A 25363-nucleotide genomic window follows, 5' to 3' on the forward strand; every position below is an offset into this window, starting at 1 on the left:
GTCTTCCAATGAGAGCAAGGCCCGTCACATTTGGACGAGGGCCAAGGAAAGCGCGCTCTCTAAAGCTTTGCTGCCCGCGCGTCAATGCGACAGCGGCGCAACGACCCTTATGCCGCATTGCGACGCAGCAAGCGCGCGCGCATTTCCTTGGGGTCGTCATGGATCAAATCGATCAGCGCCCTTGCGACGGCATCGGGCTCGGTGCGTCGCTGTTCCCAGTTCTGGAGCGTGGCGACAGGGATACCGAGCAGGACGGCGAAATCGACCTGACTCGTATCGAGCGTCCCGCGAATGAGCTTGAGCTTGGCGCTGGCATCCAGCGTACGCGACTTTGCCCGAGTCCAATCTGGGCTGTCGGCGTCGTCAAATTCATCGGCCATATTTTTTGAGCTCCCGATCGTTCGCCTTGCGCACCGAAACGGTTTGAAAGGTCGTATCCTGCACGGTGAACGCACAGACGAAAAGCCCGCCCTCGACACAGCCGAAGCTCACGAATCGATCCTCGCCATAGTCGCAGCGATCATCCAGGAAAGTTGGGACCTGGTTCGCGATCACCTCGGCGCCGATGGCCAACGAAACCCCTCGTTCCATCCGGGTCTTTTCGTCCTTGCCCGGATCGAACGATATCTTCATGCGGCATCCGTCAGATGCCGCATTTATACGCTGTTAGCGTAGATGCCCCAAGGATTGCTTTACGGCCACCTGACCTCGGGCGGCATGCTCGACAGGATCGAGGCGATGTTGCCGCCGGTCTTCAGCCCGAAAATCGTGCCGCGATCGTAGAGCAGGTTGAATTCGACATAGCGGCCGCGGCGCACGAGCTGTTCGTCGCGGTCGCCGTCGGTCCAGTTGGTGTTGAAGTTCTGCCGCACCAGATGCTGGTAGGTGACAAGGAAGGCGCGGCCGACGTCCTGGACGAATCGGAAGTCGGCGTCCCAGCCGCCCTTTTCTTCCGGCGAGTGCTGCCAGTCGAAGAAGATGCCGCCGGTGCCGCGCGGCTCGTTGCGGTGCGGCAGGAAGAAATACTCGTCGCACCAGTCCTTGTATTTCCGATGGTCGGCGACATTGGCGTGCTTGGAGCAGGCAAACTGCATCGCCTTGTGGAAGGCGACGGTATCGGGGTCGTCCTGCATCCGCTTGCGGTCGAGCACCGGCGTGAGGTCTGCGCCGCCACCGAACCACCAGCGCGAGGTCGTCACCATGCGCGTGTTCATGTGCACGGCCGGCACGTTGGGGTTTTGCGGATGAGCGATCAGCGAAATGCCGGAAGCCCAGAAACGCGGGTCTTCCTCGGCGCCGGGCATCTGCTTGCGGAACTCGGGCGAAAACTCGCCATGCACGGTCGACGTGTGCACGCCCACCTTTTCGAACACCCGGCCATGCATCATCGACATTGTGCCGCCACCGCCGCGTCCTTCGTCGCGGTGCCATGGCGTGCGCTCGAAGCGGCCCGGTGCCCACGAGGCGAGCGGTCCCTCGACCTGGTCTTCCAGCGCCTCGAAGGCGAGGCAGATGCGATCGCGCAATTCCTCGAACCAGGCGCGGGCGCGAATCTTCTTGTCTTCGATGTCGGCCGGCAGTCCGGTCGGAATTTCAGGACGCTGCAATTTTGGCTCCGCACAAATGACTCGTAATTGTCCGGCGCGATCCCTAATCTCCTTCTCGTAAGGGTCAAGGAGTTCTTTATGGGCACTCCGACCAGACCGCCGCTGAATGACCTCGCAAAGAGGATTCAGCGCAGCCGGGCCGAACGTGAAAGCAGACCGCGCGACGGATTCTTGCGCGAGACCTTCGTATTGCCGCGCAATGATGCGCGGCTGAAGGCGCAGGAATGGTTCTCACGCTGGCCCAAGCAGGCCTATTGGACCGAGATCGAAAGCTGGTTCGAGCGCCCCGGCGACGTCATCGAATTCACCATCCGACGCCTGCCGACGTCCGACTAGACTTTCCTTTGTCGTATCGCTTGGGGTGAGATGTACCTGAAGACGATCGCCGAGGATGAGGCCGAGGGCCGAATCGCCGAAATCTACGACAAGGCTCGCGCGCAGCTGGGCTTCGTCATGGAAGCTACCAGATGCTTCACCGCACGGCCTGATCTCTTGTCCATCTACACCGACTTCAACGACCAGATTCGTGCCGGCTTTTCGCTTGGCATGCGCGAAATGGCGGCTGATCACATTCATTGCCGCCAAGCGGATTGCGTCGACCTACTGCTCTCATGTCTACGCCAAGCAACTGGTCGCCGACCTCGGCTCGAAAGAGGCGGTGGTCGCGCTCCGGCAGGATTTCCACGATGCCGGCCTTTCGGCGCGCGACGTCGAGATGCTGGCCTATGCCGAGCAGATCGCCATCGATGCCTCGCAGGTGACTGAGGCCAATATCGATCGGCTGCGTGCGGTCGGCTTCAGCGATCAGCAAATCTGCGATATCGCGCTATGTGCGGCCTTCCGGTGTTTCGTCAGCCGCTTCTTCGACGCTGTCGGCGCTGGCACGGAGCCAGCTTTCATCGACAGCGACGAGGCGTTTCGGGCGGCGATGACTGTCGGCCGCAGTTACTGACCCCGTCGCCGATCATTCCGCCGGAACCAGCAACCGTCGTGGCCCGGGGCCCTGGCGCGACAGGCGATCCTCGCGGTTGCGCAGCGGGCATTTGTCGATCGACATGCAGCCGCAGCCGATGCAGTCGGTCAGCCCGTCGCGCAGCTTCTTCAACTGCTCGATGCGGTGGTCGAGGTCGTGGCGCCAAGCCGTTGAAAGCAGACTCCAATCCTCGCGCGTCGGCGTGCGCCCGTCGGGCAGGGTGGCAAGCGCTGCCGCGATGTCGGCAAGCGATATGCCGACATCCTGCGCGATCCTGATCACTGCCACCCGGCGCAAGACGTCGCGTGAGTAGCGCCGCTGGTTCCCTGCCGTTCGATGGCTGTGGATCAGCCCGCGCGTCTCATAGAAATGCAGTGCCGAAACAGCGACGCCGCTGCGCTTGGCCACCTCGCCGACAGTCAATTCACCTGGCATGGCAATTCCCGCTTGACCTCAAGATAAGTTGAGGTTGTACGAAGATATCCTTCACGATGCAAGGAAGGATCAGGACATGGCGAGAAACCCCGGGACGCACCGAAGCACCAGCGCTCAAGCACGCAGCTTCGCGGCCATCGTCATGGAACTGATAGATGGCCGGTCAGCCGATCTGGCGCAGTGCTTCGCCGGCAACCATCGCCGCGCTCAGCGCGACGTTGAGGCTTCGCCCGCCGCCCGGCATGGGGATGACCAGCCGCTCGAAGGCGAGATCGTGGACGTGGTCAGGCACTCCGGCCGATTCGCGGCCGACCATGATGATGTCGCCCGTGTGGAAGCGGAAATCCGTATAGGGCAGGGCGGCCTTGGTCGACATCAATACCAGCCGGCGGCTTTCGCTACGCCGCCACTGCTCGAAGCGGTCGAAGTCGACGTGCCGGGTCAGGGTCGCCATTTCGAGATAGTCCATGCCGGCGCGTGTGAGCGCCCGATCGGAGATGTCGAAGCCGGCCGGTTCGATGAGGTCGACGGCGACGCCCAGGCACGCGGCCATGCGCAGGATGGTGCCGGTGTTGCCGGCGATGTCCGGTTGGTAGAGCGCGATGCGGAATTTGCCGTTCATGTCGATGTCCTAATCTGTGGCGGCAAGGCCACAGCAAGTCGCGCCAAAGCAAAAAGTGAAGATGAGGCTGTGGCGTTGTGCCGCGAATGGGAGTATATGGCCGGCATTGTCAACTCGAACCGATGGAGGGGTACATGGGACACATGATGGCCATAGACATTCACCGACCCCTTTGTGGGCACCGACCCCTTTGTGGGCGACGTACTGCCTGAGGGCGGACCGGTTCGACGACTTTTCCTGACAGTTCCAGGCATTTTCGCATCGCGGTCCGCTGAAGCCCTTATCCGGTTTTCGAAGGACAATTCCGATGTTTGCCAACATCCCCAACGGGCACAACGCCCGTAACGAGCACGACTCTGCATTTTTTGTTCACAGCAACGACATGGCCGACGCCCGGCACCATGCCATGATGCTGGCCCTCGGTGCACATCAACCCGCGGCCGACCCTCCGGTTCGCCAGCGTCCGCATCGCGGCATGCTGCCCGACGTCGACATGAGCAATGTCGCGGTCGACCCGAACTACCGGCCGCTGTTCGGCCGCATCGTTGCCCTGATCGGCCGGCTTGCCGGCCGCTCGGGTGCGGCCCGGCCTGCTGCCAGGACGATGTCAGGAGGACGCCGCTAGGGATTCGCCGAATCCCTGGCGGTCGCCTACATTGCGAGGGCCCCCGCCGCATCCTCGCCGCGAAGATGTCAGGCGCCACAAGGCCGTACCAGCGGCCCCCGACAACACATTCCACGCGGAATCTGCTGCGTGTCACATACCGAATTGAGAGACTGATATGTTCCGCTGGTTTGAAAACAGACTGAATCCGTTCCCCTCGGAGGAACCGGTCGAGCCACCCAAGACGCTTGTCGCGTTTTGCTTGCACTACACCAGGGGCGCGTGGGCTTACATCGTCGTGGCCGCTGTGCTGACCTCGCTGATCGCCCTGGCCGAAGTGTGGATGTTCGGCTTTCTCGGCAATATCGTCGACTGGCTGTCGGCGCAGAACCGCGACACCTTCCTGCAGAACGAAGGCTGGAAGCTCGCCGGCATGGCATTCATCGTCATGGTGGTGCTGCCGGCCATGGTGGTTCTGCAGTCGCTGGTCAACCAGCAGACGCTGATGGGCAACTACCCCATGCGCATCCGCTGGCAGGTGCACCGCTACCTGCTCAAGCAATCGATGAGCTTCTATCAGGACGAGTTCGCCGGCCGCATCGCCACCAAGCTGATGCAGACCGCGCTCGCCGTGCGCGAATGCGTGGTCAAGCTCATCGACGTGCTCAACTACGTCATCGTCTATTTCCTCGGCGTGCTGTTCATCGTCGGCTCCGCCGACATCAGGCTGGCAGCGCCGCTGGTCGTCTGGCTCGTCTGCTACGTCCTGTTGCTGCGCTATTTCGTGCCGCGCCTTGGCAAGCTCGCCGAAGAGCAGGCCGATGCGCGCTCGACAATGACCGGCCGGGTCGTCGACAGCTACACCAACATCCAGACGGTCAAGCTGTTTTCGCATTCGCGCCGCGAGGCTTCCTTTGCGCGCGAAGGCATGTCGCTGTTCATGGACACGGTCTATCGTTCGATGCGGCTGGTGACCTCGCTTTACGGCGCGCTCTATTTGCTCAACTCGACGCTGTTGCTGTCGGTCGGCATCCTGTCGATCTCGCTGTGGCTCAACGGTGCGGTTTCAATCGGCGCGGTCGCTGTCGTGCTCGGCCTGGTGCTGCGTCTTTGGGGCATGTCGCAGTGGATCATGTGGGAAGTCTCGGGCCTGTTCGAGAGCATCGGCACCGTCCAGGACGGCATCACCTCGATCTCCATGCCGCGCCTCGTCGAAGACAAGCCCAATGCCAAGGAGATCGTCGTCGACAAGGGCGAGATCACCTTCGACAACGTGCGCTTCCACTACGGCAAGAAGAAAGGCGTCATCGAAGACCTCACGCTCAATGTTCGTCCCGGCGAAAAGGTCGGCATTGTCGGCCGTTCGGGCGCAGGCAAGTCGACGCTGGTCAACCTGTTGCTGCGCTTCTACGACATCGAGGGCGGTCGCATCGTCATTGACGGGCAGGACATCTCCACTGTCCAGCAAGACAGCCTGCGCGCCCATATCGGCATGGTCACGCAAGACACCTCGCTGCTGCACCGGTCGGTCGCCGACAACATCCTCTATGGCCGTCCAGACGCGTCGGAAGCGATGATGATCGAGGCTGCGCGCCGGGCCGAAGCGCTCGACTTCATCGCCACGCTTGCCGACCCCAAGGGCCGCAAGGGCTTTGAGGCGCATGTCGGCGAGCGCGGCGTCAAGCTGTCCGGCGGACAGCGCCAGCGCATCGCCATTGCCCGCGTCATGCTCAAGGATGCACCGATCCTCATCCTCGACGAGGCGACCTCCGCGCTCGACTCGGAAGTCGAGGCCGCGATCCAGGAAAACCTGTACCGGCTGATGGAAGGCAAGACCGTCATTGCTATCGCGCACAGGCTCTCCACCATCGCGGCCATGGACCGGCTGGTGGTCATGGACAAGGGCCGCATCGTCGAACAAGGCAGCCATGACGAACTGGTCGCCAAGGGCGGTATCTACGCTTCGCTATGGCAGCGCCAGTCGGGCGGCTTCCTGCTCGAGGAACCAGCCGATGCCGTCGAGGCCCAGGCGGCGGAGTAGGGCACGCCAGGTAGAGCGTTGTTCGCAGGATCGAGGCCTCCCGAGTGGGGGCCTCGGTCATTTCGGACGGGCAGTTGGGGGGCGGACCGCCGCTGGCCTCATCCAAACGTGAATGGCGCGCCCGAAATTCGCCAGGGTTGGCGGCACGTTTCTCCTGACAGGCGGCAGTTGCCTCCTGGGCAGGTTTGGGCCGAAAATAGTGAGTCGTTGCCGTTGGATAGCCCAGAGAGCTGATGAACAGAATCTACAAGTGGTTCGAAAGCTGGGTCTATCCCTTCCGCGAGCCCGGGAACCTTCGGCCACCGGCCACCGTCTGGGGGTTTCTCTGGCATTATGTCGGCCAGGCAAAGTTTGCTTTCTTCGCCATGCTGGTCATCGGCGGCATCGCCCCGCTGGTCGAAGCGGGGCTTTTCTATTTCGTTGGCCGCCTCGTCGACATCCTTGACGGCCTGCCCACCGACCGCAGCTGGCAGGCTTTGTGGGACGTTGCCGGGCCCGAAGTGTTATTCATGGCGGTCGTGGTGCTGGTGATCCGGACCGTCGTCGTCGGCCTGTCGGCGCTGGTCGACGAACAGACCATCACGCCTGGCTTCTACAACCTGGTGCGCTGGCAGGCCCATCGCCATGTCTCGCGCCAGTCCTATTCCTTCTTCCAGAACGACTTCGCCGGCCGCATCGCGACCAAAGTCTGGCAGGCGGGGCAGGCGACCGGCGACCTGATGGAAAGCTTCATCGAGGTCGTGTGGTTCATGCTGGTCTATACCGTCACCACGCTTGCCGTGGTTGCCGGCCTCGACTGGCGGCTCGCCGCGCTCGTCGTCGTCTGGATCGTCGCCTTCGGCTTCCTCGCCAATTATTACCTGCCGTCGATCCGCAAGCATGCCGAAGCAACCGCCGAGGCCGGCTCCATGATCAACGGGCGCATCGTCGATTCCTATTCCAACGTGCAGACGCTGAAGCTCTTCGCCGCCGACGGCGACGACCGCTACATCCGCTCGGGCTTCGACATCTACCTCAGTGCGCTACGCCCGTTTACCCGCCGGCTGACGGGGGTGCGCCTGGCGCTGACGGCGCTATCCGGCGTCATGATCACCGCCATTGCCTGGTTCTCGATCCATCTGTGGATCGAAGGCGCGATCACGGTGGGGGCCGTGGCCTTCACGCTCAGCCTCGTTTTGCGCCTCAACATGCTCCTTGGCCGGCTGATGATGCAACTCAACGGCATCCTCAGAAATCTTGGCGTGCTGGAAAACTCCAAGGCGCTGATCTCGCAGCCGCTCGGCCTGACCGACAAGCCTGGTGCCACCGAACTGGTGGTCAAGGGCGGCGAGATCCGCGCCGACCATGTCGTGTTCCACTATGGTAAGGGTGGCGGCGTGCTCAACGGCATTGAGCTTGTGGTCAAGCCGGGCGAAAAGGTCGGCATCGTCGGCCCCTCGGGTGCCGGCAAGACCACGCTCGCCAACCTGATCCTTCGCCTCTACGACCTCGAGGGCGGGCGCATCCTGATCGACGGCCAGGACATCTCTAGCGTTACCCAGAACTCGTTGCGCGGCTCGATCGGCGTGGTCAGCCAAGACACGGCCCTGTTCCACCGTTCGCTGCGCGACAACATCAGGCTCGGCAAGCCCGATGCCACCGATGCCGAGGTGATTGCGGCAGCTCGCAAGGCCGAGGCGCATGAATTCATCGGCACGCTCGAGGACAACCGTGGCCGCACGGGCTACGACGCCTTCGTCGGCGAGCGCGGCGTCAAGCTGTCGGGTGGCCAGCGCCAGCGGGTGGCGATCGCGCGCGTCTTCCTCAAGGACGCGCCGATCCTGATCCTCGACGAAGCGACCTCGGCACTTGATTCCGACATCGAGGCCGCGATCCAGGAAAACCTGCATGCGCTGATGGCCGACAAGACCGTGCTGGCGATCGCGCACCGCTTGTCCACCATCGCGGCCCTCGACCGGCTGATCGTGCTCGACCAGGGACGCATCGCCGAGCAGGGCACCCATGACGAACTCCTTGCGCTCGACGGGCTTTACGCCCGGCTGTGGAAGCGCCAGTCCGGCGGCTTCCTGTTCCATGAAGACAGCGTGCTCGACGAATCGAGGCCAGCCTGATGAGCGACGATCCCTTCCAGCAAAAATTCTGGCGCCGCTTCGAGGGCGCGATCGACCCGTTCCAGGACACCGACCGCGAGGTGTTGCCGGAAAACGCCTGGGCTTTCATCCTCTACTTCGCCAGGCAGGCGAAGGGGCCGTTCATCCTTTTGCTCATCACCGGCTTTCTCGCCGGTGCGGTCGATGCGGCACTCTACTGGTCCGTTGGCTGGCTCATCGACCTGCTCGATTCCACCAGCCCGCAGCGGCTGTTCACGGACCATTGGCCAGCGCTTGCCGGGCTGCTCCTGCTGTTGCTGGTCGTCCGCACCGCCGTGCTTGTCGGCTCGGCCATCGTCGAGCAGCAGATCGTCGTGCCCGGCTTCTTTTCGATGGTGCGCTGGCAGTCGTTCCGGCGTGTCATCGAGCAGCCCTACGATTTCTACCAGAATGATTTCGCCGGCCGCATCGCCACCAAGATCATGCAGGGCGGCGAGGCCGTCGGCGACTTCATCGTCAACATGCTGCAGACCATGTGGGGTTTCCTCACCTTCGTCGTGCTGTCGGTGACGATCCTCGTTTCGCTCGACCCGCTGCTTGGCGCTGTCGTCGCACTCTGGTTCGTCGGTTATGCCTGCATCATCTATTTCCTGTTGCCCGAGATGCGCCGTGCCGGCCGCGCCACCGCCGACCAGCGCTCGATCTTCAACGGCCGCCTGGTCGATGCCTTCACCAACATCATGGCGGTCAAGCTGTTCGACAGCGGCCGGCGCGAGCACGCCTATGTCCGCGACGGGCTCGAAAGTTTTCTTGCCTCGGTCATCAGGCTGACGCGCACCATAACCACGGTGCGCTCGGCGGTCGCCTTGCTCAACGGCATTATGATGGCTGCGGTCGCCGCCATCTGCCTCGTCAACTGGGCGCAGGGTTCGATCTCCACCGGCGCCATTGCGGCAGCACTGGGTCTCGTCTTTCGGCTCAACCAGATGTCGGGCTGGATGATGTTCAACATCAACGGCCTGGTCCGCAACTACGCCACCGTGCAGGATGCCACCCGCACCATTTCGGTGCGCCCGGCGATCCGCGATGCCGCCGATGCGGCCGTCCTGCCGCGTGCCGAGGGCGACATTGTCTTCGAAAACGTCTCCTTCCACTATGGCAAGGGCGACGGGGTCATCGACAATCTCAACCTGCACATCCGACCCGGCGAGCGTGTCGCGCTCGTTGGCCCGTCGGGTGCCGGCAAGACCACCATCGTCAACCTTGCGCTGCGCCTGTTCGACGTCGAAAAGGGCCGCATCCTGATCGATGGGCATGATGTGCGCGAGATCACCCAGTCGTCGCTGCGTGCACAGTTTGGTGTCGTCAGCCAGGATGCGATGCTGATGCACCGTTCGATCTCCGACAATATCGGCTACGGCCGGGCAGGGGCCACGCAAGCCGAGATCGTCGATGCCGCCAGGCGTGCCGCTGCCCACGACTTCATCACGGCTGTCGCCGATCCGCGTGGGCGCCAGGGCTACGACGCCCATGTCGGCGAGCGCGGCGTCAAGCTGTCGGGCGGCCAGCGCCAGCGCGTGGCGATTGCGCGCATGATGCTGAAGGACGCGCCGATCCTGATCCTCGACGAGGCGACGTCGGCGCTCGATTCCGAGGTCGAGGCGGCGATCCAGGACAATCTCTACAAGCTGATGGAGGGCAAGACCGTCATTGCCATCGCACACCGGCTGTCGACCATCGCGGCACTCGACAGGCTGATCGTCATCGACGAGGGCCGCATCGTAGAGGAGGGCAGCCACGATGCGCTGATCGCCAAGGGCGGCCTCTACGCGCAATTGTGGAAGCGTCAGTCCGGCGGCTTTCTGGCCGACCGGCTGGCGGCGGAGTAAGATCACCCCATGTCCTCCGTCCGCCCGCCCTCGATCCTGTCCAACCGCTCCGAGCAGACGCTCAACGTGCTCGAATACGAATTCCTTGCCGAAAAGGCTGCAGCGCTCGGCCGCGCCGGCGAGCGGGTCGGCGAAGCCCTTGCCAGGCTCAATGCGCATGATGGTGACGCCGACCAGCGCCGCGTCCTTCTCAAGGCGGCGGCCGATGCCGTCTACGCCTACTTCATCCAGCGCGAGCTATGCGGCCTGCGCCGCCATGACGACGCCATTCGCGACTATGCCATCCCGCGCGAGGTGCTGGTGCGACTCGGCGCGGCCTGACGGTCAAGCTGTACTTTTCCGGCGTAAGAGCCAACAACGCATGTCAGCGCGAAAGCGCCGGCTTGGCAGTGGCCCCCAGGATGGCCGAAAACCCGCGGGAACCCGCAGTTTCCGGAAGGTTTTCCACTGCTCCACGACATCCCCGCGACAATCTGCCCATGTGCCTTGTCGCGTCTGGACAAAAAGAGCCTTCACGCATAAACCGAAGTCCAAATGCCGGAGGAATTCGCTAGCCTGGTTGCCATGCGCTGTCGGGCGTGCATCGTTGAGCGGGGACAATTGCTCAGCCTCCGGTTGGAATTGAGGCAAAAGGATCAGGTCCCGTGAGCGCAACCGATACGAGCGAGCCCAATCGCCGCGATTTTCTCTATGTCGCTACCGCCATGGCCGGAGCCGTTGGCGCCGGCGCTGTGGCCTGGCCCTTCATCGATCAGATGCGCCCGGACGCCTCGACGCTTGCAGCTTCCTCGATCGAGGTTGATGTCTCGTCGCTCACGCCCGGCATGTCGTTGACGGTGAAATGGCGCGGCAAGCCGGTGTTTATCCGCAACCGTACCCCCGAAGAGATCAAGGCCGCACAGGAAGTGCCGCTTGCCGAGCTCAAGGATCCGGTCGCGCGCAACGCCAACATCGCTGCCGACGCCCAGGCGACCGACATCGACCGTACGGCCGGCAAGGACAAGGAAAACTGGCTGGTCATGGTCGGTGTCTGCACCCATCTGGGTTGCGTGCCGCTCGGCCAGCAGGGTGATTTCGGTGGCTGGTTCTGCCCGTGCCACGGCTCCCACTACGACACGGCCGGCCGTATCCGCAAAGGACCGGCGCCGGAAAACCTTCATATTCCGACATTCCAGTTTATTTCCGACTCGACCATCCGGGTAGGCTGAGGCAGGGGGACTTAATTCCATGAGCGGTGGACACTCGACCTATTCGCCCAAAACCGGCATTGGCCGCTGGATCGACGCGCGTATGCCGCTGCCGCGGCTGGTGCACGATTCATTCGTCTCCTACCCGGTTCCGCGTAATCTGAACTACGCCTACACCTTCGGCGGCATCCTTTCGATCATGCTGGTGGCGCAGATCCTCACCGGCGTGGTTCTGGCGATGCACTACGCCAACGACACGACGCTTGCGTTCCAGTCGGTCGAAAAGATCATGCGTGACGTCAATTCCGGTTGGCTGCTCCGCTACATGCACTCCAACGGTGCATCGTTCTTCTTCATCGCCGTCTACATCCACATCATGCGCGGTCTCTACTACGGCTCCTACAAGGCGCCCCGCGAACTCCTGTGGATCCTCGGCTGCATCATCTACCTGCTGATGATGGCGACCGGCTTCATGGGCTATGTTCTGCCCTGGGGTCAGATGTCCTTCTGGGGCGCGACCGTCATCACCGGCTTCTTCACCGCCATCCCGTTGGTCGGCGAGTGGGTCCAGCAGCTGCTGCTCGGTGGCTTCGCCGTCGACAACCCGACGCTGAACCGCTTCTTTGCGCTGCACTACCTCTTGCCGTTCATGATCGCCGGCGTTGTGGTCCTGCACGTCTGGGCGCTGCATGTCACCGGCCAGACCAACCCGACCGGCATCGAAGTGAAGTCGAAGACCGACACCGTCGCCTTCACGCCCTATGCGACCATCAAGGATGGTTTCGCCATGGTCGTGTTCCTGGCCGTGTTCGCCTACTTCATCTTCTACATCCCGAACTTCCTCGGCCACCCCGACAACTACATCATGGCCGACTCGCTGAAGACGCCGGCGCACATCGTCCCCGAGTGGTACTACCTGCCGTTCTACGCGATCCTGCGCGCCATCACCTTCAACATCGGGCCGATCGACTCCAAGCTCGGTGGCGTGCTCGCCATGTTCGGTTCCATCGCGGTGCTGTTCGTGGTTCCGTGGCTCGACACCTCGAAGGTCCGTTCGGCTGTCTACCGTCCCTGGTACAAGCTGTTCTTCTGGATCTTCGTCATCAACGCGATCTTCCTGGGCTGGCTGGGCTCGCGTCCCGCCGAAGGCGCCTACGTGATCATGTCGCAGATCGCTACGCTCTACTACTTCGCATTCTTCCTGGTCATCATGCCGGTTCTCGGCCTGATCGAGACGCCGCGCCGCTTGCCCAACTCGATCACCGAAGCGGTGCTCGAGAAGAACAAGGGCGGCTCCGCTCATCCGGCCGGTGCAACCGCTGCACCCGAAACCCGCGGCTGAACCAACGAGAATCTGAGAGGGATTTTGGAATGAAAAAGATTCTCTATGGTCTGGCTGCCATCGGCTTCGTGCTCGCCGGCACCGCCGGCGTGGCCATGGCCGCCGAGGAAGCGCACAGCGCGGCCGAGCCGACGCACTTCCCGATCCACAAGCCGAAGGAAATGGACTGGACCTTCGCCGGCCCGTTCGGCACCTACGACAAGGGCCAGCTCCAGCGCGGCCTGAAGATCTACAAGGAAGTGTGCTCGGCCTGTCACTCGATGAACCTGGTGGCGTTCCGCACGCTGTCCGACCTCGGCTACAGCGAAGCGCAGGTCAAGGCTTTCGCTGCCGAGTACGAAGTGCAGGACGGCCCGAACGCCGATGGCGAGATGTTCACCCGCAAGGCTCTGCCTGGCGACCATTTCCCGTCGCCGTTCCCCAACACCATCGCTGCGGCCGCCGCCAACAACGGTGCTGCTCCGCCCGACTTCTCGCTGATCGCCAAGGCGCGCGGCGTCGAGCGCGGGTTCCCGACCTTCGTGTTCGACATTTTCACCCAGTATGCGTCGAACGGCCCCGACTACATCCACGCGCTGCTGACCGGCTATGACGAGCAGCCGCCGGCTGGCATGGAAATCGCCGAAGGCACGCACTACAACCCGTTCTTCATCGCGGGCAAGTCGCTGGCCATGGCCAAGCCGCTGTCCGACGGCCAGGTGACCTACGAAGACGGCTCGCCCGAGACGGTCGAGCAGTACTCGCGCGACATCTCGGCGTTTCTGATGTGGGCTGCCGAGCCGCACCTTGAGGCGCGCAAGCAGACCGGCTTTGCCGTCATGATCTTCCTGGTGCTGTTTGCTGGCCTCGTCTACGCCACCAAGCGCAAGGTCTGGGCCAACGTCGCTCACTGATCCGGCTTAGCCGATACGAAATCGAAAGGGCGCTCACGAGGCGCCCTTTTTTATGGCGCGAACAATGATTGGATAGCCAAAGCCAAGCGAGCTTGGTCACTGGTCGACAGCGTTCCAATGCGACCGAGGATGAGATCGTCAGCAACCGTAAATAGCTTCATTCGGGTGACGCAAGGTGTTCGCAGTCCGGCATCGGCGAAGTCGGCAATGGATAGGTCGCTTTGCCAAATGGTGTTGCTGGCAGTAGTCACCATCGCGGTGACGGCGTGATTGTGCTCGGTGTTGAATGCGTAGTTGCTAAGCACGATTGCCGGCCGCCGCTTCTGGCCACGCTTTTCCGTGAAGGGGAAATTCACCAGGATGACGTCAAAGCGGCTGTAGGTCACCGAAGGCCTCTTCGTCTTCGGCCGAGTACCATTCCTCGAACGTCATGTCGGCGAGGCGCAGCCAGGCGTCGTCCTCATTGTCCGGCCAATGTACGTGAACTTTTTCGCCACGCCTTTCCTGCAGGCGCTGCCACACCGTGGCCATCGCGCCAACCGGCTTCAACCCCAACGTCGAACGGCCATCGGCGCCCGTCCGCATCTTTGCCCATTTGCCGAATATTCCGTCGACCGAAAGGTTGATCGTCTCTTCGGGCGCTAGGTTGAGAACGGTGTTGTACAAGGCCGGATTGGCCCTGAGGTGCTTCGCCCAGATCACATCGTCCCGGATCTCGATAAGCATGGCTCGCCTCCAATTTGCTTGGAACGTCAGGCTAAAAATAGGGGTGGGGTGGGGGTGGCGTCAACTATTCCTCATTGGCCCGACTTTTCAATGCCGTGGCAAGCCTTTACAAGGACGAGACTCTCACAAGGCGCGCCATGAACACCTCCCTTGAAAACACGCTGCTTGGCGCCATCAGGAACATCCCCGACTACCCCAAGTCTGGCGTGATGTTCCGCGACATCACCACGCTTCTGGGCAATGCGCGGGCCTTCCGCCGCACCATCGACGAACTCGTCCATCCCTATGCCGGCTCCAAGATCGACCAGATCGCAGGCATCGAGGCGCGTGGCTTCATCCTGGGTGGCGCCATAGCGCACCAGATGTCGGCGGGCTTCGTTCCGATCCGCAAGAAGGGCAAGCTGCCGCACGAGACCGTGCGCATCGCCTACAGCCTGGAATACGGGCTCGACGAGATGGAGATGCACAAGGACGCAATCGCGGCCGGCGAAAAGGTCATCCTCGTCGACGACCTGATTGCCACCGGCGGCACTGCCGAGGCAGCGGTCAAGCTGCTGCGCCAGATCGGTGCCGATATCGTCGCCGCCTGCTTCATCATCGACCTGCCCGACCTCGGCGGCCGCAAGAAGCTGGAAGCACTGGGCGTCGACGTACGCACGCTGATTTCTTTCGACGGCCACTGAAGAGTTTATGAGGCTGTTTCGGCGTGGAGAATTTCTCCACGCTTTGGCCTTTTGAGCGGTTCATCAGCGCTGCCGCTTGTGATCAGTCTTTTCCAAGCCCGTAGATCAGGCTCAAGCGTCCGCTTGCGAGCTGCTCGACCTTGCGCAGTGCGAGTCCGTGACGGCGCACTGTTGTCGCAAAAAGCGCCTTTCCTTCGCCGGCGATCAGCGGATAGACGATGAGCCTAAGTTCATCGACCAGCCCGGCATCGATGAGGCCGGCGGTCGTTGTAGCACCTCCGACGAGGTAGATGTCCTTGCCCGGCTGTTGCTTCAGGGCTGCGACGTCTTCGGGCGTCCGCACGAAGCTGGTGTTCGGCCACGCTGCGGACGTCAGTGTATTCGACAGCACATAATGCGGGGTCTTTCTGGTGAAGCGGGCCCATTCGAGTTCAGCAGGTGTCGGTGCGTTGCCCATGATCCAGACCGGCTTATCCGGTTCATTCTGTATCGCCGTCCAATAGGCTTCGTAGCCGGGGTACATGCCACCTCCGAGCAAGCAGGCATCAATTTGCGCCATGACGCCATAGTCGTCCGACCACGCGTCCACCCAATCCGCCATGCCCTCCGGCCCCTCCATCTTGCTATCGACAGAGATCTTCATTCCAGCAATCAGCTTGCGCATATCAATCTCCACATCGCTCATTCAGCCGGTTCTCGACTGTCGCGCCGAGAGCTCCTGACATTCATCCAGATGGTTGAATGTAGTCTGCGCTCAAATATAATCAACCGAATGGTTTAATGACTGCTGCCAAATGTCACCATTTGTCAGCAATGGCCGTGGATAGAGGCGCACGTTTTTCCACGCCCTCGAAACCCGCCGTATCATCATCTGGCGATCTTCCACGGGACTCCGGTGCGCACCGGGTGTCGGAGGGAAGCGCCGGTGCCGGGCTGGTGGGAGGTCGGTTCTCCCACTGGGTGATGAGCCCCCAAGTCCGGGCCTTGCGGCGGCTGGCGGTGAAAGCCGAGGCGACTGAGCGGGGCAAGAACACCGAGCGGGGCACGAACGTCGCGCCACATATTATCAATCGGAAGGCACGGCCTCGCGCCCCGCTTCCCGAACTACCTCCCAAGACGGGAGTGCTCTTTGATAATAGCCAGGCGCGAAAGCGAGCGTGGCGATGAATAAGTGCGCTCCCTTCTCCCCGTCACTATACGGGGAGAAGGTGCCGGCAGGCGGATGAGGGGCGGCGCGAACTTGCGAATTTGGCCCTGCCCCTCACCCGGCCCTTCGGGCCACCCTCTCCCCGTAAACGGGGCGAGGGGAAGGTGCCGCGCTACGCTACCTTCACCAGCACGGCGCTGTTAAACTCGATGACCTTGTCGCCAGTCGAGTCAAAGCCCTCGGAGTGGAGGGTCATGATGCGCCAGCCGGGGCGCGAGGCAAGCGGGCGGTGATCGATGCCGGTGCGGGTGAAGGTCACCGTCTCGCCGGCATAGACCGGCTTCAGCCATTTCAGGTTCTTGAAGCCGGGCGAGGGGCCGAATTCGGGCTTGGGGCCGGGGCCATCCCACTCACGTCCGCGATGGGCTAGGTTGAGCTTCATCCAGGCGGCCGTTGTGTGCCAGCCAGATGCGCAAAGTCCGCCGAAGACGCTGTTCCTCGCCGCCTCCTCATCGGTGTGAAAGGGTTGAGGATCGTATTTGCGGGCAAATTCTTTGATTGCGTCAGCTTCGAAGCGATGGCTGCCCAGCGTGATCGTCGTGCCGATGCCGAGATACTCGTCGAGAGTCATTGCACGGCCTCGCGGGTCAGGAACATGCAGGTGTTCTGGAACTCGAAGACGACCTCGCCCTTCTGGTTCATCATCTCGGCGTGCCAGTTGACGAAACCGAGCGTCGGTTTCGAGCGCGACAGGCGCTTGGACAGGATGGTCAGCTTGCCGCTCAGCGTGTCGCCGGCAAGTACCGGCCGTTTCCATTTGGCATAGTCGACGCCGGGTGCACCTTGCGATGTCGAATCGAGCAGGAAGGCATCGCACAGCATGCGCATGAACATGGAACAGGTATGCCAGCCTGATGCCGAAAGACCGCCCAGGATGCTCGCCTTGCCGGCCTGCTCGTCGAGGTGAAACGGCTGGGCATCGAACTCCGAGGCGAATTCGATGATCTCTGCTCCGCTGACGAGCTTGGTGCCGAGGTCGAGCACGGCCCCCTCGCCAAAATCTTCATAGGCCCATGTCTTTGCGCTCTTGGGAGTCTTGGCGCTCATCGGATATCCTGTTCAAGATTGTACGATCACCATGAACCGGCCTTGGCCCATGCGCAAGGCACGCCCCCGGATCACCCATTGGCTCACAGCCAGCCGCGTCGGCGGAAAAACCAGTAGGGCAGGATCGCCGAGACAACCATCATGCCAAGCGCGAAGGGATAGCCGAACAGCCATTTCAGCTCAGGCATCAATTCAAAGTTCATGCCGTAGATCGAGGCCACCAGCGTCGGCGGCAGGAACACGACTGCTGCCACAGACACGATCTTGATGATGCCGTTCTGCTCGATGTTGATCATGCCGAGCGTGGCGTCTAGCAGGAAGGTGATCTTCTGCGACAGGAAGTTGGCGTGGTCGGTGAGTGAAAGCACGTCCCGCGACAGTGTCTTGACGTGGGCCTTGGCGTCCTTGCCGTTCTTGCCCTGGCCAACGGCATTGGCAAGAAAGCCCGACAGGCGCTGCAGCGAGGTCAGGGCGTCGCGGATGTCGGAGGTCAGCGTCTCCTTGCGTCCGATGTCCTTGAGCAGGCGCTGGAAGTCGCGGTCGCGCTTGGAGGCCTTGGTAGCGGTTGGGTTGAAGATGTCCTTGGAGATCGCCTCGACCCCGCGTGAGGCGCGCTCCAGAATGTCGGCCAGGCGGTCGACGATCGCTTCCAGCAGGCCAATGAGGATGGTCTCGGCCGTAGTGCAGCCTGTCGAGGCCTTCTCGGCCCGCATCGGAAAGGTCGTGAAGGCGCGCGGCTCGTGATAGCGGATGGTGACCAGAAGGTTGCGGCGCAAAACGAAGGTCACCGGCGACATGACAGGGTCGTCGCTGTCGGCCTGCGAAGGCAAGGTCGCGGTCATGAAGTAGGCGCCGTCCTCGACATAGAGGCGCGAGGAGATCTCGATCTCTTCCATCTCCTCGCGGGTGGGAACGCCGACGCCGAGCCACTGCTCGATCATCGCTTCTTCCTCGCGAGTCGGGTTGAACAGGTCGGCCCAGACGACCTTGTCCTTGTCGGCTTCGATGCTGTCTGTAAGCCGCAGGCGGTCATTCTCCACGACGAATGCCTTGATCATCGGCGGATCTCCCATGCTGGAGGCGAGATTGCCCAACCGGGCACGCGCTTCAAGACAACGTCAAAACCAGGTGCCGGCAGCCGGATCACCTGGGCGCGCGATAGACCCGGGTGCAACAGGCGTCAAGCAGCCAGTCCTTATGGTTGAGACATGACAGCACTATGGCGGCGCGGAAAGGCACCACCTGCTCAGAAGAACTCGTCGAGCAGTTGATAGTAGGAAAGCCTCGCCGCGTCGGCCTCAGGCAGGCCGTAGAGCGCGAGGAACGGCGCGATCCACTCCGGGCCGAGGTTGAGGTGGATGCTCCAGCAGGCGATGCCCAGGTCCTGGTGCCGGTCGGCAACGCCGAGCCGGCTGCAGTCGATAAACCCGGTGAAACGCTCGCCTTCGGCTATGAAGTTCGGCATCGACGCGTCGCCATGCGTCACCACCAGCTCTTCGCTGGTCGGCCTGCGCAGCAGAACCTGTTCGAACACGGTTTCGGCCGATTGCCCCAGCCACTCCTCGTCGAAATCGTCTTCATCGATGATGCCGGCCTCCATGCGGGTCTTTGCCAGCGCGATGCGCGCGGCAAGGCGATGGTCGAAGGGGCAGGTGGAGATATCGAGCGCGTGCAGCGTGCGCAGTGCCTCGGCCATGATGGCGATGGCCTTGTCGGGCGCTGTCTCCTGCGAAACGAGATCCCGGCCGCCAAGCGCGCTCATGAGCAGCCAGTTGTGGCCGCCATGGGTTTCGAAAACGATGACTTCGGGGCAGGGAATGCCCTGCGCGCCGAGCCAGCGCAGCCGCGCCACCTCGTCGGGCAGTTCGGCGAAAGGACCGCTCTCCTCGCACTTCAGGAACAACGCCGGCTTGCACGCTGCCTCGAGCCTGAAAACCCCGGCGCCCGAGGCCCCGATCGTCTGGCGCTGCCAGTCGTAGCCGGCCAGCGCGCCGCGCAATGATGCGGGAAGATCTGTCTCTAGGGCCGAATGCTGGGTCATCTGATCCTGGTGGGATGAAACAAGCGCCATCCTCGATGAGTGGCGCGGCGTCCTGCAAAAAATCGCTCTGCCGCAGAAAGCAAAAAAGGCCGGGGCAACCCGACCTTTCTCTAGCGTCTCAACATCCCGTGCCAGTACATCCGTGGTCAAAGGTGGAGACGATCTGCAAATTTCTGAGGCGACCGTAGCCATGGTTGGTTAACAAAAGGTTAACGCTGCGAGGGTGTGAGTATTGGCCCAAGCCTCGTACGCAAAGGCCCCCGCGATTGGCTTGCTCATTGCCTCGCGCCAAAAGAAAAGCCCCGCGATGCGGGGCTTTTCATGTTGGGCCAAATGGCGCCAGGCGATCAGGTGTTGAACTTGAACAGCATCACGTCGCCGTCCTGAACGACATATTCCTTGCCTTCGTCGCGCGCCTTGCCGGCTTCCTTGGCGGGAACTTCGCCGCCGAGCGTGACGAAGTCGTTGTAGGCGATGGTCTGGGCGCGGATGAAGCCGCGTTCGAAGTCGGTGTGGATCACGCCCGCCGCCTGCGGTGCCTTGGCACCCTTGTGGACGGTCCAGGCACGCGTCTCCTTGGGGCCGACGGTGAAGTAGGTGATCAGGTGCAAAAGCTCGTAGCCGGCACGGATGAGCTTATCCAGGCCCGGCTCTTCGAGGCCGAGATCGGCCAGGAATTCCTGCGCTTCTTCGTCGGGAAGCTGGGCGACTTCGGCTTCGATGGCAGCCGAGATGACGACGACGCCGGCGCCCTGTGCTGCTGCCATCTTTTCGACGGCGCGGGTGTGTTCGTTGCCGGTCGCCGCATCGCTTTCGGCGACGTTGCAGACGTAGAGAACCGGATGCGAGGTCAAAAGGTTGAGGCCCTGCAGGATCTCGAGGTCCTCGGCCGATATGCCCTTGAGCAGCAGGCGCGCCGGCTTGCCGTCCTGCAGCAGCGCGAGCGCCTGCTCCATCATCGGCAGGACGGTGGTCGCTTCCTTGTCCTTGCTTGCGGCGCGCTTGCGGAACTGCACGATGCGGCGCTCGAGGCTTTCGAGGTCGGCGAGCATCAGCTCGGTCTCGACGGTCTCGGCGTCGGCGACCGGATCGATGCGGCCTTCGACATGGGTGATGTCGTCATCTTCGAAGCAGCGCAGCACGTGCACGATGGCGTCGACCTCGCGGATGTTGGCGAGGAACTGGTTGCCCAGGCCTTCGCCCTTCGAGGCGCCGCGCACAAGGCCGGCGATGTCGACGAAGGAGATGCGCGTCGGGATGATCTCCTTGGACTTGGCCGTGGCGGCCAGAGCCTTCAGGCGCGGATCAGGAACCGCGACCTCGCCGGTGTTCGGCTCAATCGTGCAAAAGGGATAGTTCGCCGCCTGCGCGGCCGCCGTGCGCGTCAGCGCGTTGAAAAGCGTCGATTTGCCAACGTTGGGCAGGCCAACGATGCCGCATTTGAAACCCATGGTCTTGGTCCTATCGGGAAATCGGAATTTTGATCAGGGCTATGGGCGATCAGGCCTTGTATCGTCAAGTCTTTCAGCGTCGCACGCGGTATTGCGCATGCACCGCACCATTGGCCAACGGCTTGGCAAAAGCCAGATCGAGCCAGCGATCTCCCTGCTTGCCGCCGAAAGCGGGGATGCCGGAGCCCAGGATCTCCGGGATCGTGCCGATCTGGATCGTGTCGAGCAGGCCGGCGTCCATGAACTGACGGGCAAGGTCGCCACCGCCAAACAGCCAGATGCGGCCGGTAGCGCCGCGTGCACGAAGATTGTCCAGCAGCTCAGCCGGTGAACCCGCCAGCGCCTCGACGCTTTCAGGCGGGTTGTCGAGCGGACGCGACGTGGCGACCAGACAGGGATACCTCGCGTAAGCCCACTCGTCGTGACGGCGCACGACATCGTAGGTGGCCCGGCCCATGACGATGCCGCTCAGCGAATCCATGAACGCCGAAAAATCGTAGTCGTCGTCAGCCGGAAAATTGTCGAGCCAGTCGAACGTGCCGTCGTCGCGAGCGATGAAGCCGTCCAGCGACATTGCGAACATATCGATGACTTCGTCTGTGCCTGTTGTTGCCAATGGATTCGCCCCAGTTGCCGAAGGGTCTTTCTACCATGACGGCAGACGAACTTATGTCAGGAGCATTCGACTGGCAGCGCAGGCCGGCTGGCTGGAAGAAGCTTTCGGCAGCCTAATCCTTGTTGCCGAACAGCTTTTTCAGCATCGCGGCCATCGGGCCGCTTTCGGGAACCTTGACCGGAGCCTGCGCTGTTCGGGCCTGCCGGATGTGGCTTTGAGCCTTGGGTGCTTGCGGCTTGGGTGCCTTTGGCGGGGGGCGGTCGTCGTCGGAGGTCGGCGCGAGCTTTTCGCGCAGGCCGACGATCAGCTTGTTCATGAAGCCGTTGTCGTCGCCTTTGATCAGAAGATCAGAACTGTCGGCGAGCAGGTCGAGAAGAACGTCCAGCCATTCCTTGTCGGCCTTGGCGAAGTCGCCCAGCACGTGGCCGTGGACCATTTCCTTCACGCCGGGATGGCCGATGCCAATGCGGACGCGACGATAGTCCTTGGGAATGTGCTGGTCGATCGAGCGGATGCCGTTATGGCCGCCGGCACCGCCGCCAATCTTGACGCGCACCTTGCCCGCAGCGAGGTCGAGCTCGTCATAAAAGACGGTGAGATCGGAAGGGGCGAGCTTGTAGAAACGCAGCGCCTCGCCAACCGACTGGCCTGACAGGTTCATGAAGGTCTGAGGTTTGAGAAGGATGACCTTCTCGCCGCCGATGGTGCCTTCGGCGACCAGGCCCTTGAACTTTTTCGTCCAGGGCGAAAACGAATGGCGGCGGGCAATCGCGTCCGCCGCCATGTAACCGACATTGTGCCGGTTGTTCTGGTATTGCGCACCCGGATTGCCGAGACCTGCAAAGAGCAGCATGTTCGGGTCCTCCGGGCGCTGAGGCTTAGGCCTCGGCGGTCTCGCCGCCTTCGGCAGCGCCTTCTTCCGACTTCGAAGCCGAAGTACCGGCAATCGTCGCAATGGTGAAATCGCGATCGGAGATGACCGGCTTCACGCCCTTCGGCAGCTTGACGGCCGAGATGTGGATCGAATCGCCGATGTCGGTGCCGTCGAGATCGACGGTGATGAACTCGGGGATCGCATTGGCCGGGCAGTGGAACTCGACTTCGTGACGAACGATGTTGAGCGTGCCGCCGCGCTTGATGCCGGGCGACTTCTCTTCGTTGATGAAGTGCACCGGAACCTGGACGTTGACTTCGGTGTTTGCGCCGACGCGCAGGAAGTCGACATGCAGCGGGAAGTCACGGACCGGGTCAAGCTGATAGTCCTTCGGCAGGACCTGGATCTTCTTGCCGCCGACGTCGATCGTCGCCACGGTGGTCAGGAAGCCGCCGCCATGGATCTTGTAGAAGATGTCCTTGTAGGACAGGGCGATCGCCAGGGGAGGCTGCTTGTCGCCGTAAATAACTGCAGGCACTTTACCGTTGCGGCGAACTTCACGGGCGGACCCCTTACCGACCTGTTCGCGTGCTTCGGCCTTGAGCTCGTATGTTTCGCTCATGGCATTTCCTTTCGGTTGTATGGAGCGCCTACGACGGGCATGGAGCCCAATCCGTAAACGTCGAAAGCCGCCGGGTGGGCGGCCTTCCGCCGCGTTGCCTCCAAGGGTGTCTACGCGGGTGGCGGCTCTATATCCGAAGGTGGCCAAAAGTGCAACCGTCGGGGCTCTTTCGGCTGGCTCCCTCATGGTGCTGCCGTGGCTGCTCGCGAAATCGCCAACGTGCCTGTATCACGCCGGCTCGGAACGTTCACGGCGGCAATTTCATCTATGCAACAATACCTTTCGCTCGATCTGTCGACAGCCACGATCCTCGTCCTTGTCGTGGCCGCCTTTGTCGCCGGCTGCGCGCGGGGATTCTCCGGTTTCGGCGGCGCCTTGATCTTCGTGCCGGTGGCGAGCTCCCTGGTCGGCGCCAAGCTTGCCGTGCCGCTGCTGCTGATCGTCGATCTTGTGCTGACCCCGGGGCTCATCCCGAATGCCTGGCGCAACGCCGACCGTGCCAATGTCGGCGTCATGGCAATCGGGGCAGTGGTGGGCGTGCCAGCCGGCACCTACCTGCTCACCCATGTCGACGGCGTGATGATCCGCTGGGGCATCGTCGCCATCGTGGTTGTGCTGCTCGCCTTGCTCATGTCGGGCTGGCGTTATCACGGCCGCCCTCATTCGAGCCTGACCGCGGCCGTCGGGGCGACATCGGGACTGTTTTCGGGTGCTGCCCAGGTCGGCGGGCCGCCCGTCGTCGCCTACTGGCTCGGCGGTACCTTCCTGCCGCAGACCGTGCGTGCCAACATCGTGCTCTACTTCGCCATATCGAGCGTGCTGTCGATTGCGAGCTACCTTGTCGCCGGCCTTCTGACCTGGGAGACGGTGGGGCTGTCGCTGACGATTGGGCCCGCCTTCGCAATTGGGCTTTTCATCGGCTCGCGCCTGTTCAGCCGCGCCAACGAAGCCACTTTCCGCCGCATCTGCTACAGCCTGATCGCAACGGCGGCGATCATCGGCCTGCCCGTTTTGGACGGGGTGCTGCGATGACCGATGAAAGGACGGGCTGGAGAGGTGTCGAAACGAAGAGAGGTTCGCACTAACTCCACATCTCGGTGACCGTGATGCGCTATATGGATTCCCACGCAACCGACGAAACCCGCGTTTATCCAGCACAAGGGCGGTTTGACATGGACACGCCGCCGCCTGCAACGTCCCCGTCATTCGGGGAGGCGACGCAGATTTTCGCCAAGATCGGCCTGTTGTCATTCGGGGGACCGGCGGGACAGATCGCGTTGATGCACCGCATCCTCGTCGACGAGAAACGCTGGCTCGACCAGCCGCGATTCATGCATGCGCTCAACTATTGCATGCTGTTGCCGGGGCCGGAGGCGATGCAGCTTGCGACCTATGCCGGCTGGCTGCTGCACGGCGTCAGGGGCGGGCTGGTCGCTGGGCTGTTGTTCGTTCTGCCGGGTGCATTGGTCATCACCGCGCTGTCGGCGATCTATCTGACCGTTGGCCACGTCACTCTCGTGCAGGGGCTGTTGTTCGGCCTCAAGGCGGCGGTTCTGGCCGTCGTGCTCGAGGCGCTGATCAAGGTGTCCAAACGCGCGCTGAAGGATGGCTTGATGGTGGCAATGGCGATTGCCGCGTTCATCGCCATAGCGTTTCTCAAGCTGCCGTTCCCATCGATCATCGCAGCGGCGGCGGTCGTCGGGGCGGTACTTCACCTGGGTGGCGGCAGTTCCGCAAAGGCGTCGGCCGGTGCCGAGCTCGAAGCCGCCTATGACATGCCCGAATGGACGAGGCCGAGTTCAAGGCGTTTTTTCTCCACGCTCGCCGTCTGGCTGGCGATCTGGTTCCTGCCACTGATCGCGCTGTGGCAGGCGCTTGGTGCGGGGCACGTGTTCACGACCGAGGCCGTGTTCTTTTCCAAGATGGCGGCGGTGACGTTTGGCGGCGCCTACGCCGTACTTGCTTACGTCGCCCAGCAGGCGGTCGAGGTGCATGGCTGGCTCAAGCCGGACGAGATGTTGACCGGCCTAGGCCTCGCCGAGACAACGCCGGGGCCGCTCATCCTGGTGCTGGTGTTCGTTGGGTTCCTCGGCGGGGCGCGTCTATCGGCGCTGGCACCTTTGGCCGGTGGCGTCGGCGGAGCCGTGGTGACGCTATGGTTCACCTTCGTTCCGTGCTTCCTGTGGGTCTTCGTCGCAGCGCCCTATGTGGAAACGGTTCGTCACGTGCGCTGGCTGGCGAGCGCGCTGTCGGCGGTGACGGCAGCGGTGGTCGGCATCATCGCCAACCTTGCCGTTTGGTTTGGCCTGCATGTGCTGTTCGGCAATGTCGGTGAGACGGCTTTCGGGCCGTTTGCGGTGCCGGTGCCGGAATTCGGCAGTTTCGACTGGCCGCAGTGATGATCGCCATCTCG

29 protein-coding genes are annotated in these 25363 nt (G+C 62.5%); 13 read left to right on the forward strand and 16 right to left on the reverse strand.

All coding sequences use genetic code 11. From position 1 onward, the window contains the following. Positions 1-107: 107 nt before the first annotated feature. Genes C8K44_RS22730 through hemF form a run of 3 tightly spaced genes read right to left on the reverse strand, consistent with a single transcriptional unit; the run spans position 108 to position 1607 of the window. Positions 108-380, reverse strand: coding sequence for a helix-turn-helix domain-containing protein (locus C8K44_RS22730; RefSeq protein WP_109578054.1), 273 nt, complete (start codon positions 378-380; stop codon positions 108-110). Beyond that, positions 370-633, reverse strand: coding sequence for a BrnT family toxin (locus C8K44_RS22735; RefSeq protein WP_109578055.1), 264 nt, complete (start codon positions 631-633; stop codon positions 370-372). Before C8K44_RS22735 ends, C8K44_RS22730 begins: the two co-directional genes overlap by 11 nt. Before the next feature lie 59 nt (positions 634-692). Continuing rightward, on the reverse strand, positions 693-1607 hold the full coding sequence (gene hemF / locus C8K44_RS22740; RefSeq protein ID WP_109578056.1) for an oxygen-dependent coproporphyrinogen oxidase: 915 nt from the start codon (positions 1605-1607) through the stop codon (positions 693-695). Positions 1608-1685: 78 nt separating this feature from the next. On the opposite strand from hemF, the gene C8K44_RS22745 reads away from it, so the two are divergent. Next, the gene (locus C8K44_RS22745) at positions 1686-1943 is read left to right on the forward strand and encodes a hypothetical protein (protein WP_109578057.1); all 258 of its coding nucleotides are present in this window, start codon (positions 1686-1688) and stop codon (positions 1941-1943) included. 205 nt (positions 1944-2148) lie between these two features. Continuing rightward, complete coding sequence (locus C8K44_RS22750; RefSeq protein ID WP_245417592.1) at positions 2149-2559, forward strand: hypothetical protein; 411 nt, start codon at positions 2149-2151, stop codon at positions 2557-2559. A gap of 12 nt (positions 2560-2571) precedes the next feature. Here C8K44_RS22750 and soxR read toward each other — a convergent pair whose 3' ends face one another. Beyond that, the gene (gene soxR, locus C8K44_RS22755) at positions 2572-3021 is read right to left on the reverse strand and encodes a redox-sensitive transcriptional activator SoxR (RefSeq protein ID WP_109578058.1); all 450 of its coding nucleotides are present in this window, start codon (positions 3019-3021) and stop codon (positions 2572-2574) included. Positions 3022-3178: 157 nt separating this feature from the next. Continuing rightward, positions 3179-3637 (reverse strand): tRNA (cytidine(34)-2'-O)-methyltransferase, encoded by a 459-nt coding sequence (locus C8K44_RS22760; RefSeq protein ID WP_109578059.1) that lies wholly within the window; start codon positions 3635-3637, stop codon positions 3179-3181. Between the two features lie 307 nt (positions 3638-3944). On the opposite strand from C8K44_RS22760, the gene C8K44_RS22765 reads away from it, so the two are divergent. The 8 genes from C8K44_RS22765 (at position 3945) to C8K44_RS22800 (ending at position 13683) form a co-directional block, all read left to right on the forward strand. Further along, the gene (locus tag C8K44_RS22765; RefSeq protein ID WP_109578060.1) at positions 3945-4262 is read left to right on the forward strand and encodes a hypothetical protein; all 318 of its coding nucleotides are present in this window, start codon (positions 3945-3947) and stop codon (positions 4260-4262) included. Between the two features lie 157 nt (positions 4263-4419). Beyond that, positions 4420-6282 carry an ABC transporter ATP-binding protein gene (locus tag C8K44_RS22770; protein WP_109578061.1) on the forward strand — a complete coding sequence of 621 codons (1863 nt, stop codon included), beginning with the start codon at positions 4420-4422 and terminating at the stop codon, positions 6280-6282. Between the two features lie 230 nt (positions 6283-6512). Beyond that, positions 6513-8393 (forward strand): ABC transporter ATP-binding protein, encoded by a 1881-nt coding sequence (locus tag C8K44_RS22775; protein WP_109578062.1) that lies wholly within the window; start codon positions 6513-6515, stop codon positions 8391-8393. Continuing rightward, positions 8393-10261 carry an ABC transporter ATP-binding protein gene (locus C8K44_RS22780; protein ID WP_109578063.1) on the forward strand — a complete coding sequence of 623 codons (1869 nt, stop codon included), beginning with the start codon at positions 8393-8395 and terminating at the stop codon, positions 10259-10261. The genes C8K44_RS22775 and C8K44_RS22780 overlap by 1 nt, the downstream gene beginning before the upstream one ends. A 9-nt stretch (positions 10262-10270) precedes the next feature. Next, complete coding sequence (locus C8K44_RS22785) at positions 10271-10582, forward strand: DUF6665 family protein (RefSeq protein WP_109578064.1); 312 nt, start codon at positions 10271-10273, stop codon at positions 10580-10582. Between the two features lie 323 nt (positions 10583-10905). Beyond that, positions 10906-11469, forward strand: a complete 564-nt coding sequence (gene petA / locus C8K44_RS22790) for a ubiquinol-cytochrome c reductase iron-sulfur subunit (protein ID WP_109578065.1) — start codon at positions 10906-10908, stop codon at positions 11467-11469. Between the two features lie 19 nt (positions 11470-11488). Beyond that, on the forward strand, positions 11489-12790 hold the full coding sequence (locus C8K44_RS22795) for a cytochrome b/b6 (protein ID WP_109578066.1): 1302 nt from the start codon (positions 11489-11491) through the stop codon (positions 12788-12790). Between the two features lie 29 nt (positions 12791-12819). Next, on the forward strand, positions 12820-13683 hold the full coding sequence (locus tag C8K44_RS22800) for a cytochrome c1 (protein WP_109578067.1): 864 nt from the start codon (positions 12820-12822) through the stop codon (positions 13681-13683). Between the two features lie 50 nt (positions 13684-13733). Here C8K44_RS22800 and C8K44_RS22805 read toward each other — a convergent pair whose 3' ends face one another. Beyond that, complete coding sequence (locus tag C8K44_RS22805) at positions 13734-14069, reverse strand: type II toxin-antitoxin system PemK/MazF family toxin (protein WP_109578068.1); 336 nt, start codon at positions 14067-14069, stop codon at positions 13734-13736. Beyond that, on the reverse strand, positions 14050-14409 hold the full coding sequence (locus C8K44_RS22810; RefSeq protein ID WP_109578069.1) for a hypothetical protein: 360 nt from the start codon (positions 14407-14409) through the stop codon (positions 14050-14052). The genes C8K44_RS22805 and C8K44_RS22810 overlap by 20 nt, the downstream gene beginning before the upstream one ends. 137 nt (positions 14410-14546) lie before the next feature. Between C8K44_RS22810 and C8K44_RS22815 the strand changes: the two genes are divergently transcribed. Next, on the forward strand, positions 14547-15092 hold the full coding sequence (locus tag C8K44_RS22815) for an adenine phosphoribosyltransferase (RefSeq protein ID WP_109578102.1): 546 nt from the start codon (positions 14547-14549) through the stop codon (positions 15090-15092). A gap of 82 nt (positions 15093-15174) precedes the next feature. Here the strand turns inward: C8K44_RS22815 and C8K44_RS22820 are convergent, their stop codons facing one another. The 9 genes from C8K44_RS22820 to C8K44_RS22860 all read right to left on the reverse strand — a co-directional run bounded on the left by C8K44_RS22820 (position 15175) and on the right by C8K44_RS22860 (position 22950). Further along, positions 15175-15777, reverse strand: coding sequence for a dihydrofolate reductase family protein (locus C8K44_RS22820; protein WP_245417593.1), 603 nt, complete (start codon positions 15775-15777; stop codon positions 15175-15177). A 634-nt stretch (positions 15778-16411) separates the two neighbouring features. Next, on the reverse strand, positions 16412-16870 hold the full coding sequence (locus tag C8K44_RS22825; protein ID WP_109578071.1) for a MaoC family dehydratase: 459 nt from the start codon (positions 16868-16870) through the stop codon (positions 16412-16414). Next, positions 16867-17346: a MaoC family dehydratase gene (locus tag C8K44_RS22830; RefSeq protein ID WP_109578072.1), complete on the reverse strand. Its 480-nt coding sequence runs from the start codon at positions 17344-17346 to the stop codon at positions 16867-16869. The genes C8K44_RS22825 and C8K44_RS22830 overlap by 4 nt, the downstream gene beginning before the upstream one ends. Before the next feature lie 83 nt (positions 17347-17429). Further along, entirely contained in the window at positions 17430-18404 is a 975-nt protein-coding gene (gene corA / locus C8K44_RS22835) for a magnesium/cobalt transporter CorA (protein WP_109578103.1), read from the reverse strand. Positions 18405-18592: 188 nt separating this feature from the next. Next, positions 18593-19387 carry an APH(3')-II family aminoglycoside O-phosphotransferase gene (locus C8K44_RS22840; protein WP_109578104.1) on the reverse strand — a complete coding sequence of 265 codons (795 nt, stop codon included), beginning with the start codon at positions 19385-19387 and terminating at the stop codon, positions 18593-18595. A gap of 347 nt (positions 19388-19734) precedes the next feature. Further along, on the reverse strand, positions 19735-20838 hold the full coding sequence (gene ychF, locus C8K44_RS22845; RefSeq protein WP_109578073.1) for a redox-regulated ATPase YchF: 1104 nt from the start codon (positions 20836-20838) through the stop codon (positions 19735-19737). Between the two features lie 73 nt (positions 20839-20911). Then, on the reverse strand, positions 20912-21454 hold the full coding sequence (locus C8K44_RS22850) for a dihydrofolate reductase family protein (protein WP_109578074.1): 543 nt from the start codon (positions 21452-21454) through the stop codon (positions 20912-20914). A 112-nt stretch (positions 21455-21566) separates the two neighbouring features. After that, a complete protein-coding gene (pth, locus tag C8K44_RS22855) occupies positions 21567-22307 on the reverse strand; it encodes an aminoacyl-tRNA hydrolase (RefSeq protein ID WP_109578075.1) in 741 nt (246 codons plus the stop codon). Between the two features lie 25 nt (positions 22308-22332). Continuing rightward, on the reverse strand, positions 22333-22950 hold the full coding sequence (locus C8K44_RS22860) for a 50S ribosomal protein L25/general stress protein Ctc (RefSeq protein WP_109578076.1): 618 nt from the start codon (positions 22948-22950) through the stop codon (positions 22333-22335). Positions 22951-23217: 267 nt separating this feature from the next. On the opposite strand from C8K44_RS22860, the gene C8K44_RS22865 reads away from it, so the two are divergent. Both C8K44_RS22865 and chrA read left to right on the forward strand, forming a co-directional pair. Next, positions 23218-23982 carry a sulfite exporter TauE/SafE family protein gene (locus C8K44_RS22865; RefSeq protein ID WP_109578077.1) on the forward strand — a complete coding sequence of 255 codons (765 nt, stop codon included), beginning with the start codon at positions 23218-23220 and terminating at the stop codon, positions 23980-23982. 140 nt (positions 23983-24122) lie between these two features. After that, positions 24123-25349, forward strand: a complete 1227-nt coding sequence (gene chrA, locus C8K44_RS22870) for a chromate efflux transporter (protein WP_348626352.1) — start codon at positions 24123-24125, stop codon at positions 25347-25349. Positions 25350-25363 lie beyond the last annotated feature (14 nt).

The sequence above is a fragment of the Aminobacter sp. AP02 genome, assembly GCF_003148805.1.
Lineage (GTDB): Bacteria > Pseudomonadota > Alphaproteobacteria > Rhizobiales > Rhizobiaceae > Aminobacter.

Excerpts from the sequence above, each read along its gene's own strand:
- C8K44_RS22800 (WP_109578067.1), top strand. The coding sequence starts at position 12,820 with ATGAAAAAGATTCTCTATGGTCTGGCTGCCATCGGCTTCGTGCTCGCC.
- C8K44_RS22785 (WP_109578064.1), top strand. The coding sequence starts at position 10,271 with ATGTCCTCCGTCCGCCCGCCCTCGATCCTGTCCAACCGCTCCGAGCAG.
- C8K44_RS22735 (WP_109578055.1), bottom strand. The coding sequence starts at position 633 with ATGAAGATATCGTTCGATCCGGGCAAGGACGAAAAGACCCGGATGGAA.
- C8K44_RS22825 (WP_109578071.1), bottom strand. The coding sequence starts at position 16,870 with ATGACTCTCGACGAGTATCTCGGCATCGGCACGACGATCACGCTGGGC.
- C8K44_RS22745 (WP_109578057.1), top strand. The coding sequence starts at position 1,686 with ATGGGCACTCCGACCAGACCGCCGCTGAATGACCTCGCAAAGAGGATT.
- C8K44_RS22770 (WP_109578061.1), top strand. The coding sequence starts at position 4,420 with ATGTTCCGCTGGTTTGAAAACAGACTGAATCCGTTCCCCTCGGAGGAA.
- chrA (WP_348626352.1), top strand. The coding sequence starts at position 24,123 with ATGGACACGCCGCCGCCTGCAACGTCCCCGTCATTCGGGGAGGCGACG.
- C8K44_RS22765 (WP_109578060.1), top strand. The coding sequence starts at position 3,945 with ATGTTTGCCAACATCCCCAACGGGCACAACGCCCGTAACGAGCACGAC.
- C8K44_RS22830 (WP_109578072.1), bottom strand. The coding sequence starts at position 17,346 with ATGAGCGCCAAGACTCCCAAGAGCGCAAAGACATGGGCCTATGAAGAT.
- C8K44_RS22730 (WP_109578054.1), bottom strand. The coding sequence starts at position 380 with ATGGCCGATGAATTTGACGACGCCGACAGCCCAGATTGGACTCGGGCA.
- corA (WP_109578103.1), bottom strand. The coding sequence starts at position 18,404 with ATGATCAAGGCATTCGTCGTGGAGAATGACCGCCTGCGGCTTACAGAC.
- C8K44_RS22760 (WP_109578059.1), bottom strand. The coding sequence starts at position 3,637 with ATGAACGGCAAATTCCGCATCGCGCTCTACCAACCGGACATCGCCGGC.
- C8K44_RS22820 (WP_245417593.1), bottom strand. The coding sequence starts at position 15,777 with ATGAGCGATGTGGAGATTGATATGCGCAAGCTGATTGCTGGAATGAAG.
- C8K44_RS22860 (WP_109578076.1), bottom strand. The coding sequence starts at position 22,950 with ATGAGCGAAACATACGAGCTCAAGGCCGAAGCACGCGAACAGGTCGGT.
- C8K44_RS22840 (WP_109578104.1), bottom strand. The coding sequence starts at position 19,387 with ATGACCCAGCATTCGGCCCTAGAGACAGATCTTCCCGCATCATTGCGC.
- C8K44_RS22795 (WP_109578066.1), top strand. The coding sequence starts at position 11,489 with ATGAGCGGTGGACACTCGACCTATTCGCCCAAAACCGGCATTGGCCGC.
- C8K44_RS22810 (WP_109578069.1), bottom strand. The coding sequence starts at position 14,409 with ATGCTTATCGAGATCCGGGACGATGTGATCTGGGCGAAGCACCTCAGG.
- C8K44_RS22865 (WP_109578077.1), top strand. The coding sequence starts at position 23,218 with ATGCAACAATACCTTTCGCTCGATCTGTCGACAGCCACGATCCTCGTC.
- ychF (WP_109578073.1), bottom strand. The coding sequence starts at position 20,838 with ATGGGTTTCAAATGCGGCATCGTTGGCCTGCCCAACGTTGGCAAATCG.
- C8K44_RS22815 (WP_109578102.1), top strand. The coding sequence starts at position 14,547 with ATGAACACCTCCCTTGAAAACACGCTGCTTGGCGCCATCAGGAACATC.
- C8K44_RS22780 (WP_109578063.1), top strand. The coding sequence starts at position 8,393 with ATGAGCGACGATCCCTTCCAGCAAAAATTCTGGCGCCGCTTCGAGGGC.
- pth (WP_109578075.1), bottom strand. The coding sequence starts at position 22,307 with ATGCTGCTCTTTGCAGGTCTCGGCAATCCGGGTGCGCAATACCAGAAC.